Source organism: Neobacillus mesonae, assembly GCF_023715155.1.
Lineage (GTDB): Bacteria > Bacillota > Bacilli > Bacillales > Cytobacillaceae > Neobacillus > Neobacillus mesonae_A.
In genome coordinates this window covers 143,626-153,590 of the sequence record NZ_JAMBNQ010000007.1, presented here as the reverse complement: position 1 = coordinate 153,590, position 9,965 = coordinate 143,626, and the positions used below count along the sequence as shown (strand labels likewise).

Genomic DNA, 9,965 nt, shown 5'->3' with positions numbered 1-9,965 from the left:
ACCCTCTCAGGTCGGCTACGCATCGTTGCCTTGGTGAGCCGTTACCTCACCAACTAGCTAATGCGCCGCGGGCCCATCTGTAAGTGTCAGCCGAAACCGACTTTTAACTTATCTGCATGTGCAGATAAGAATTATCCGGTATTAGCTCCGGTTTCCCGAAGTTATCCCGATCTTACAGGCAGGTTGCCCACGTGTTACTCACCCGTCCGCCGCTAACTTTTGGGAGCAAGCTCCCAAAGATTCGCTCGACTTGCATGTATTAGGCACGCCGCCAGCGTTCGTCCTGAGCCAGGATCAAACTCTCCAATAAAGTGAGACTTCTATCGCAGAATGTTTTTCCTGCGATGGTTAGTCGAACCAATCGGGTATTTACAGGCAGTTTATCCGAAAGGATATTACTGCATGTTAATACGGGAAAAAGTTGAGTTGATTAGCTCATAAAATTTACGTTGGCTTCATCTCATTTAAGAAATGAATAATGATTGTTTGTTGACGTTTTTGTTTGTTTAGTTTTCAAAGAACAATTATTTATTTTCGGATGTTTCACTCATCCAACATTTTTTCTTAGACGCCCAAAAGCGACTCCTTTAATTTACCATATCCTGATTCTCAATGTCAACAACTTTTTTTATTTCTTTTCGTTGTTTTCACTCTCTTGAAGAGGACGAGAATTAATATATCATCTTCATGAAATGTTTGCAATATAATTTTTAATTTTTTTATATGAACTTGTGTTATTAACAATTCAAATCAAATTCATATTAAAAAGCCAAGCGTTTCCTTGGCTTTTACGCTTGGCTTTCAACTTGGACTTTTTGTACATTCGTTAACCTTTGGAGATTTTCTACAATTTCAAAATGACTGATTGAATTGTGAGCCCTTACTTTAAAAGTATATTTCACGATAGAGGGATCCCAATCATTATTTTCCATATTGAATTTTTGTACTTCTATTTTTTTTTCACTCAATAACTTGTTTATTGTACCTAAAATATCTTTTTCTTTATTAATGGTAATGGAGATTAAATAGTTTGCCTGAGGTTCCTCCTTTTTCTTAAATATAGCTTCCAGCCTTGTTTCTAATTTATCCAAAAACAATAGCGTAGTGATAATAATGACCGTTACGAGCACTGCTTCAAAATACATCCCCACACCGACAACCAGTCCCAAACCGGCGACCGTCCAAATGCTCGCTGCCGTTGTCAGTCCTTTTACAGTAACTCCACCATGTACCAAAATTGTACCTGCGCCAAGGAAACCGATGCCTGATATTACATAACTTGGGATTCTGCTCGGATCATAGCGTGTCGCTCCAGGATGGGAATTGATGAACTCCTCAAACCCAAATAATGACAATAACATTAGCAAACACGAGCCAACTCCAACTAATATATGAGTTCTCAGTCCAGCAGGATGGTTCTTTACTTCTCTTTCAAACCCTATAAATCCGCTCAATAAGACAATCAAAGAAAGCCGAACAATGATAGTAAACATTTCACTATTCAGGATAATATGAAGCATGTCATTCTCCTTCCCCATTTTTATTACCAAAATGCAGCGAACCCTTTTTCATTTGTAATTCTATTCTAATTTAATTTAAACTATTTAGAAATCCATCACTTAAATAAGTATTAAAATTAAATCCTTTTAAAATTTCTCTTGCAAGAATAATTAAATACAGATATAATAACTTCTGTGCTTAATATTCGGGGGCTTAGCTCAGCTGGGAGAGCGCTTGCATGGCATGCAAGAGGTCAGGGGTTCGATCCCCCTAGTCTCCATACTTCAAAAAAACTCTTGCATAGCAAGAGCTTTTTTTATTTCCTTCTTTCTTGGATTCCTCAAATTGATTCTTGTGAAAATTTTCCCCTTTTTAACAAAATTTCTCTTGCTAAAGTTATTCCTCTAAAATTATAATGGATTATGAAATATTTATAATTTTTTGAAAAATTTTCCTCTTTAAAGGAGGTGATTGCTACGGTCATTACTGCCATCCCATCACATCTCATTTCCTCAACGTATTTTAGTCATCATCGCATTTCCTTTATCTCTCGATTTGAACAAAGGGGTTTATAGAAAGGGGGAGCTTCATTTGGAGGCTAAAAAAATTAACGACTTATCTGAAAGCGATTACACATCTATCGTTCAGTCTTCTTCGTTTCAAAAGCTACTCTCCGAAAAGAAAAAATTTATCATTCCTTTTACCATTTTCTTTTTCTGTTTTTACTTTGCATTACCTATTTTAACTTCGTATTCAACTATTCTTAACCACAAATTTGTTGGAAATATATCTTGGGCATGGGTATTTGCTTTCCTTCAATTTGTGATGACCTGGGCTTTATGTATGATTTACTATAAAAAAGCTGGAAAATTTGATGATATGACCAAGCAGGTAATTGAGGAAAGGAGGAACAACGGATGAATACACCTGCCTTTCTGATGTTTCTTGCTATCGTATTCGTAACATTAATCATTACGTACTTTGCCTCCAAGAAAAACAAAAACGCCAGTGAATTCTATACAGCCGGCGGCGGCTTGACCGGCTGGCAGAACGGCCTGGCGATTGCAGGGGATTATATGTCTGCAGCATCCTTCCTAGGAATTGCAGGTGCTGTTGCATTAACAGGATTTGATGGATTCTTTTACAGTATTGGTTTCCTTGTTGCCTATCTAGTGGTTTTATATTTAGTCGCTGAACCCTTACGGAATTTGGGTAAATATACATTTGCCGATATGATTGCAGCACGCTTTAACGCCAAAAAAATCCGCGGGTTTGCGGCAATGAACACCATGGCAATTTCCATTTTCTATATGATTGCTCAGCTGGTTGGTGCAGGTGCACTTATTAAATTATTATTAGGGCTGGAATATACCACTTCTGTCTTAATTGTTGGGGTATTAATGACGGTTTATGTTATCTTTGGCGGAATGCACGCCACCAGCTGGGTGCAAATCATCAAAGCGATTCTTTTGATGGCCGGGACATTAGTTATTTCGATTATTGTCTTCGCCAAGTTTAATTTCAGTATTACCGATATGTTTGCCCAAATGAAAACAGCAACGCCTTTAAAAGAAGCTTTCTTAAATCCTGGGGTTAAATACAAAGATGGTCTTGACACCCTATCATTAAATATGGGTCTTGTCTTAGGAACAGCAGGTCTTCCTCATATTCTTGTCCGCTTCTTTACAGTTAAAGATGCAAAAACCGCACGCTCTTCTGTTGTATATGCAACATGGATTATCGGAATATTTTATGTGATGACCATTTTCCTTGGCTTTGGTGCTGCTGCATTTGTCGGCAATGCTAAAATTGTTGCAGCCAATCCAGCAGGTAACATGGCAGCTCCGCTATTGGCTGAGGCGCTCGGCGGGAATATGCTGTTTGCATTTGTCTCTGCAGTTGCCTTTGCGACAATACTGGCTGTTGTTGCAGGACTCGTGCTGACTGCTGCTACTGCTTTTTCTCATGATTTTTATAATGAAATTCTTCGTAAGGGAAAAGCGACTGAAAAGCAGCAGGTTAGAATGGCACGATGGGCATCTATCGGGGTTTCTGTCATTTCTATCATTCTAGCGTTAGGGGCTCAAACCTTGAACGTTGCCTTCCTTGTATCAGTAGCCTTTGCAGTTGCCGCTAGTGCGAACCTGCCAGTCATTCTTTATACGATTTACTGGAAACGTTTCAATACCACCGGAGCAATATGGGCTATGGCAGTTGGATTGGTGACAGCAATCGGTTTAGTTATTATCAGTCCAAATGTATTCAGTCCTGAAGCTGGAAAGGCCATTTTCGTCGGCGAACCATTATTCCCGTTAACACAACCGGGAATCATCTCCATTCCGCTTGGATTTATCGCAGGTTATCTTGGAACCATTTTCTCTAGACAAAAAGCTGATGTCAAAAAATTCGAGGAAGTGCTCGTTAAATCGAATACAGGGATTGGAATTAGATAATTTTACAGAAAGGCGCCTAACCTATAAGAGGAAAGGCACCTTTCTATTATTTTTTTCTACCAGATCTGTTTTTGCTGCTGGAGTTTGATTTAAAGGCCGGTACTTTATGGTTATTTCTATTACTTCCTTCAGAGTTTTGTCTCGTATTCCGCTCATTCTTCTTTTGTGTTCCTTTTCTTGCGGAGGTGGATCTTGTTTTAAAGGCGTCCCCCTTTTTCTTCCTGCCCGGCTGCTCTTTTCCGCCTTTTTTGCTTTGTCCATTAGAATATTTTTGTTCGCTTCTTTCTCTTTGGTCTGAGGTCGGCTCCTTTTTGGTCTCCTCCTTAACATTTTGTTCCTTTAATGCGTTCCCGATATTTTGCTTTTGAATTCGAATATTGAGTGCTTTTTCAATTAACTCTAAAGTCGGACGGTCTGCTGTGGAGTATAGGGTAATCGCTAATCCTTTCATTCCCGCCCTGCCGGTTCTTCCAATTCTGTGAATATAGCCTTCTGCATCCTGGGGAATATCATAATTAAATACATGTGTGACCCCTTCAACATCCAGTCCCCTAGCCGCAACATCAGTGGCAATCAATAGTTGAATTTCTGCATCCCTAAACCGTTTCATGACCTGCTCCCGTTTAGCCTGCGATAAATCTCCATGCAGTTCATCACAAGGAAAACCATGTCCTTTCAGTACCTCATAAAGTTTGCTTACTCTTCGTTTTGTCCGGCAAAAAATAACTGCTAAATAGGGACGGTGTATTTCAATTAGATGAATCAGTGTTGCTTGTTTGGCACGATCAATCGTATGAATCGCCACCTGCTTTACATTATCGGCAGGGCCTTGAGTTTTTTCTATTTGAATATACTCAGGCGAGCGCATATGTCTTTTGGCTAATTCCCTGACTTCTGAAGGAATGGTTGCTGAAAACAGCATCGTCTGGCGGTTTTTTGGTGTTTCTTTTATAATATCTTCCACTTCTTTGAGAAATCCGATGTGAAGCATTTGGTCAGCCTCATCTAAAACTAGATAGGAGACTTCTGATAAATTCACGGTCTCTCTTCTGATATGGTCCAGAATTCGTCCCGGCGTCCCGACAACTATCTGTGGATTTGCCTTTAATTTTTTCAGCTGCTTCTCTACATCCTGACCGCCATACATAGCTAGTGCCTGGACATAATCCAAGTGTGCGGCAAGCTTATCTATTTCATCGGTAATTTGTAATGCTAATTCCCTTGTTGGAGTAACAATGAGGGCTTGAACATGTTCAGCATGACGGTCTAATTTTTCAAGAATAGGGAGGATAAATGCATAAGTCTTCCCTGTGCCGGTTTGTGCCTGTGCAATGATGTCTTTTCCCTCCATGATTACCGGTATTGACTGTTCTTGAATTGGTGAAGGCTTGACAATTCCATATCTTTTTAATGGATCAACTATAGCCTTTGATATTCCTAATGACGAAAAATTTAACAATAATACCCCTGCTTTCTATATGTCCTTCTGTTTATATTGATTGTTTATCTGCTAAATTACAAATTTTTTTTTAAAATATTTGCCATTACGAAAGAAACGGGATATAATTTACCTAATACCAAGTTTATTAATCGGAATAGTATAAATTTATTGGAGGGGATCAGGTTGAATCAACAGAGCTTTCTTATTTTACACGGATTAGGCGGCAGCGGTCAGGATCATTGGCAAACTTGGCTGGCTAAGGAATTGGCGGGACGAAATTATCATGTGTCCTATCCTGTTTTTTCAACCTTTGATTCGCCAAATAAAGAGGTATGGTTACAGGAACTAGACGCCGCAATGGATTTATTGCCTAAACATCTGCCGTTGACTGTCGTTACCCACAGTTTAGGGAGTATCATATGGCTCCATTATGCTGCCCGCTTAAACAAGAAAATCGCTAATAAGGCTATTCTTGTGGCTCCGCCATCACCAAAGGTTATTCTTTCAGAGGCAAAGTCATTTTTTCCAGTACCTTTAGATAGGAGAGCATTATCTTTAGCTGCTGAAGAAACATTATTCATCCATTCATCCAATGACCCCTATTGCAGCTTGAAGGATGCTGATTTGTATAAAAACATGGGACTTTCTTCTATCACTTTTCCAAATATGGGTCATATTAATCCTGCTTCCGGTTATGGGAGATGGGAATGGATTTTGGATCAGTGTTTAATGGAGAAAAGAAGCGCGGTAGGCGTTTGATACTATAGTCCTGGTAAAAAAGCACAAAAGGCTGCTGGGTATCCCAACAGCCTTTTATACTCCTCCCTGAACAATTTTCTTTTTAGAGACAGTGTTTTCTGTTCTCCTACGGGTAAAAACCAAATTCCCACTTTTACCGCCAGCACCCTTTCTCTCAACACGAGCAATCAAGCCTTTATAAAAAAGACCTGACACTCTTTAACCGAATGTCAGGTACTTTTTCATTTTAAGATAAAACCTTTCCCCTAATTTCCTTTGCCGCTTCAACCATTATCTTTAATTTTTGGACCGCCATTTTATCACTGTTCATTGGGCGCTGGGCAAATGTGCCAAAGCCGCAGTCAGGGTTTAAAAAGATTTTTTCATCAGGTACATATTTTCGAACTTCTTGAACCCGTTCAACAATATCATCGACTGATTCTACAACTTCAGTTCTAGGGTTCACAATCCCTAAGCCAATTTCTTTACTGCCAAAATCACGAATAGCGTCCATTTCCCCAGCCCTTGGTGTTGCATATTCGAGAATCAGCTGATCAATATGAACATTAGCCAGATAAGGAATCAGCGGATAATAGGGGCCGCGCAGCAAGACGTGCTCCTGGGTGCTCCAGTTTCCACGACATATATGAACACCAATCCTTGTACCCCTGCCAAGCATTCCTGCCGTCACTTGGTTCATCAAATCTAAAGCAAAAGCAATTTCCTCTTCCGCATCAGCTTTTGCCGTCAAAGCACCACACATAAAGGTCCGATTGGCATTTTTCTGAGTGAACACAAGTTCAGTCAATACCGGCTCATCAAATTGGACAAATTCCACACCCGCAGCAATTAAATCCTCTAGTTCTTCCCGTAAAACCTTAATAATATCTACCGCCAAATCCTCTTTTGCCGGATAGGCATCCATTGATAATCCTTCCACCCACATCGCCCGGGTTAATAAATACGGCCCAGGCAGTGCGACCTTAACTGCTTTATCCGTATACTTTTTCAGAAATAAATAATCACCGAGAGCGAGCGGCTTTTTACGGCTGATTTTCCCAACGGCTGCTGGATTTGACATTGAAAAAGCAGGTACGTCTAATGTTCCCAGAATTTCTTCAAAGCTTGCTTTGTCCTCAACATATTCCAGCAGTTCTGATACCGACAGCATCTGAACATTATCTAAATGCTCCGCCACAAAGGAAATAAAATTATCACGGCGCTGTTCGCCATCAGTGACAATATCAATTCCTGCCTCCTCCTGCCATTTCAAAATCTGAAGGATAGCTTGATCGGCAATACATTGAAATTCTTCCTCTGTGATTCTTCCATCACGCTTGTCGCGCATCGCTCTTTTCACTTCATTAGACCTTGGCCAGCTGCCAATCACAGTGACTGGAAACAATGGTAGTGTCATACTCTATTCTCCCCCCTGTTAAAATACAATAGCAAGCTTGATTTCGATAGATACAGCTTGTTTGAGAGTTTGATAGATAGGAGAACGGTTTAATGTATTTTGCCATAGTTCCTCCAAGGCTTCCTCAGATTCTGGAGAAGACACATAAAAGGTCCCTGTAATCCGGCTGATTCTCGGACTGCCTTCCTGTTCCAGCTCTAAATGATACAAAACACTTTCCAAGCCGCCCTTTAAAGAAAGTTCAAGTTGATCAATCTCTATATTCCTGCGGGAGGCCTGTGCTTTAAAACCAACCGTCAGACAGGATGCAAGAGAACCCAAAAGATAATCAATTGCACTAGGTACGTTTACCTTAGGACTGAAATCAGCAGGCTGCCCGGCGATAAAGGTATGATTCCGGGAATGAATCTTGGCAGAAAGATCCCTTTCACCCTGAACGCGGACAGACCATTGATAGCCTTTAGCCGCCTGGAGATCCTGTTCCAATTCAACCTGTGCAGAGCCTTTAGCAATAAAATAGCGGGTCGTATTCTCACCCGGTTCTGATCCCAGAAATTGATGTTTAACCATCCGGCACCAGGCGGGAAGATCTTCAGCAACCGTTTTTTCCCTGCTTCGCACCTCTAAGATTTGCCCGCCCTCGAGCGGGTCTATGGCTTTTTTGATAATTAATAGAAGGCCTGAACCGCAATCTAAATCTCCGCCATCACAAACTGCATGTGGATTTTGCATAGTCTTCACCCGATTTTAATACGTAATCGAAGCGGCACCTTGGCTTAGAAACTCTACTAACTTTGCCCCGCCGACGATTGTTGCACCTTCTACCAGATTTTCCTCATCCAAGCCGCGCTTTTTAAAGCATGGGCTGCAGACCCAAAGTGTTCCGCCGGCTTCCACGAACTGGTCCATTAATTGTTTTAACGGTGCAAAGCCTTCTTCATGAATCTCATCTGCATATCCTTTTGAAGCAAGATAAGCCCCTTCCACATTTAAAAATACAACTGTTTCCTGTCCTGAAGCTACTGCAGCATTGGCGACAACAAAGCCAACCGTTGCTTTATCCGGATTGTTTTTTGCATTTGTTAAGCTTACTAAAAATTTCCCCATCGTTTCATTCCTCCGTTAATTTATTATGTAAGCGGCAGTGGTTAACCTTTTTCAATATAGTAATGACTCGTTTTGCCAAAATCATGGCGTTCAAGGAGAGTATGATTTTGCAGTCTGCACCAGGCGGGAATATCTTCTCTGGCTCCCGGATCATAGGAAATCACTTTAATTATTTGCCCTCTCTCCATTTTTTTCATAGTTATGAACAAATTCATAATCAATTCGCCGCAGCCTGCGGGACCAGCATCATAAAGTAAATCTTCTTGTGCCGTCATATATACCTCCCCTCTAAAAATATATTCTATTACCATTATTTCATTATAAAAAAGTGGTACACTAAGATAAATTCAATTTATCTATTTTATAAATTTCTACTAATCGATTATATGAATATAAAAGGAGAACATTCCGATGGATTTACATCAGCTGTATGTTTTTACAAAAGTGGTGGAACATAAGAGTTTTTCAAAGGCCGCCGAAGATGTTTATTTGAGCCAATCCACTGTCAGCTCTCATATTCATGCATTGGAAAAAATGCTTGACGTCAAACTGTTTGACAGGGTAGGGAGAGAAACAATTGTAACTCCTTATGGGGAACGTCTTTATCAATGGGCCTTAAAACTTCTGTTAATAAAAGATCAAGCATTACTGGACTTAAAGCAAGGGATGAATGATTTTCGTGGAAATATTCATTTGGCAGCAAGCTCCGTTCCAGGTCAGTTTCTGCTGCCAAAAATGGTGAAAAAGTTTAGAGACGAATATCCCAATGCCATTTTTCACATTGACCAATCCTCTTCCAAAAATGCTGTTGAACGGATTCTGAATGGGACTGCGGATATAGGAATTGTGGGAAATCAATACGAAAGTGACAAACTTCAATACATCCCATTGTTAAAAGAAAAGCTCGTCCTCATCACTTCAAATCAGATGGAACTAGAGGGCCCGGTGAATATTCATCAAATGGCACAGTATCCTTTCATCATGAGAAACTCAGATTCCGGGACTAATGCGATGATTGAGAGGCTGCTGAGGGAAAGCAATATGACAAAGGACGAATTAAATATTATCGCCTACACTGATTCAGGGCAAAGTTTAATGCAATTTGTCATGCAGGATATCGGGATTGCGATTCATTCCGAAATTGCCGCAAAAGAATATGCACAAAACCAATTGTTAAAAATGCACCACATAGACGGTTTCAATGATGAACGATATTTTTATCTTGTATACAATATTAATAAAACCCAATCCATTCTATCAAAACTTTTTATTGAAAAGGCCGCAGCGTTTATTTAATTACTGAAAAAAA

10 protein-coding genes, 1 tRNA gene and 1 rRNA gene are annotated in these 9,965 nt (G+C 40.1%); 5 read left to right on the top strand and 7 right to left on the bottom strand.

The features are described from left to right. Both M3183_RS09350 and M3183_RS09345 read right to left on the bottom strand, forming a co-directional pair. Positions 1 to 310, bottom strand: a 16S ribosomal RNA gene (locus tag M3183_RS09350); the annotation flags it as partial. A gap of 478 nt (positions 311 to 788) precedes the next feature. Continuing rightward, positions 789 to 1,520 (bottom strand): MgtC/SapB family protein, encoded by a 732-nt coding sequence (locus tag M3183_RS09345; protein ID WP_251468794.1) that lies wholly within the window; start codon positions 1,518 to 1,520, stop codon positions 789 to 791. Positions 1,521 to 1,707: 187 nt separating this feature from the next. Between M3183_RS09345 and M3183_RS09340 the strand changes: the two genes are divergently transcribed. The 3 genes from M3183_RS09340 (at position 1,708) to M3183_RS09330 (ending at position 3,953) form a co-directional block, all read left to right on the top strand. Next, positions 1,708 to 1,780 (top strand) — tRNA-Ala (locus M3183_RS09340). Positions 1,781 to 2,091: 311 nt separating this feature from the next. Continuing rightward, positions 2,092 to 2,421 carry a DUF485 domain-containing protein gene (locus M3183_RS09335; protein ID WP_251468791.1) on the top strand — a complete coding sequence of 110 codons (330 nt, stop codon included), beginning with the start codon at positions 2,092 to 2,094 and terminating at the stop codon, positions 2,419 to 2,421. Next, positions 2,418 to 3,953 (top strand): solute symporter family protein, encoded by a 1,536-nt coding sequence (locus M3183_RS09330; protein WP_251468789.1) that lies wholly within the window; start codon positions 2,418 to 2,420, stop codon positions 3,951 to 3,953. The genes M3183_RS09335 and M3183_RS09330 overlap by 4 nt, the downstream gene beginning before the upstream one ends. A 46-nt stretch (positions 3,954 to 3,999) precedes the next feature. On the opposite strand, the gene M3183_RS09325 is transcribed toward M3183_RS09330, so the two are convergent. Beyond that, a complete protein-coding gene (locus M3183_RS09325; RefSeq protein WP_251468787.1) occupies positions 4,000 to 5,412 on the bottom strand; it encodes a DEAD/DEAH box helicase in 1,413 nt (470 codons plus the stop codon). Between the two features lie 165 nt (positions 5,413 to 5,577). Between M3183_RS09325 and M3183_RS09320 the strand changes: the two genes are divergently transcribed. After that, entirely contained in the window at positions 5,578 to 6,153 is a 576-nt protein-coding gene (locus M3183_RS09320; RefSeq protein ID WP_251468785.1) for an RBBP9/YdeN family alpha/beta hydrolase, read from the top strand. A gap of 226 nt (positions 6,154 to 6,379) precedes the next feature. On the opposite strand, the gene M3183_RS09315 is transcribed toward M3183_RS09320, so the two are convergent. From M3183_RS09315 to M3183_RS09300, 4 genes are read right to left on the bottom strand one after another with little or no spacing between them, the layout of a single operon-like run. Next, positions 6,380 to 7,549: a cobalamin-independent methionine synthase II family protein gene (locus M3183_RS09315; RefSeq protein ID WP_251468783.1), complete on the bottom strand. Its 1,170-nt coding sequence runs from the start codon at positions 7,547 to 7,549 to the stop codon at positions 6,380 to 6,382. 18 nt (positions 7,550 to 7,567) lie between these two features. Then, positions 7,568 to 8,281 (bottom strand): sulfurtransferase TusA family protein, encoded by a 714-nt coding sequence (locus M3183_RS09310; RefSeq protein WP_251468781.1) that lies wholly within the window; start codon positions 8,279 to 8,281, stop codon positions 7,568 to 7,570. A gap of 15 nt (positions 8,282 to 8,296) precedes the next feature. After that, positions 8,297 to 8,656: a DsrE family protein gene (locus M3183_RS09305; RefSeq protein ID WP_251468779.1), complete on the bottom strand. Its 360-nt coding sequence runs from the start codon at positions 8,654 to 8,656 to the stop codon at positions 8,297 to 8,299. Positions 8,657 to 8,697: 41 nt separating this feature from the next. Next, positions 8,698 to 8,931, bottom strand: a complete 234-nt coding sequence (locus tag M3183_RS09300; RefSeq protein ID WP_251468777.1) for a sulfurtransferase TusA family protein — start codon at positions 8,929 to 8,931, stop codon at positions 8,698 to 8,700. Between the two features lie 136 nt (positions 8,932 to 9,067). Between M3183_RS09300 and M3183_RS09295 the strand changes: the two genes are divergently transcribed. Continuing rightward, positions 9,068 to 9,952: a selenium metabolism-associated LysR family transcriptional regulator gene (locus M3183_RS09295; RefSeq protein ID WP_251468776.1), complete on the top strand. Its 885-nt coding sequence runs from the start codon at positions 9,068 to 9,070 to the stop codon at positions 9,950 to 9,952. The last annotated feature ends 13 nt before the right edge of the window (positions 9,953 to 9,965 follow it).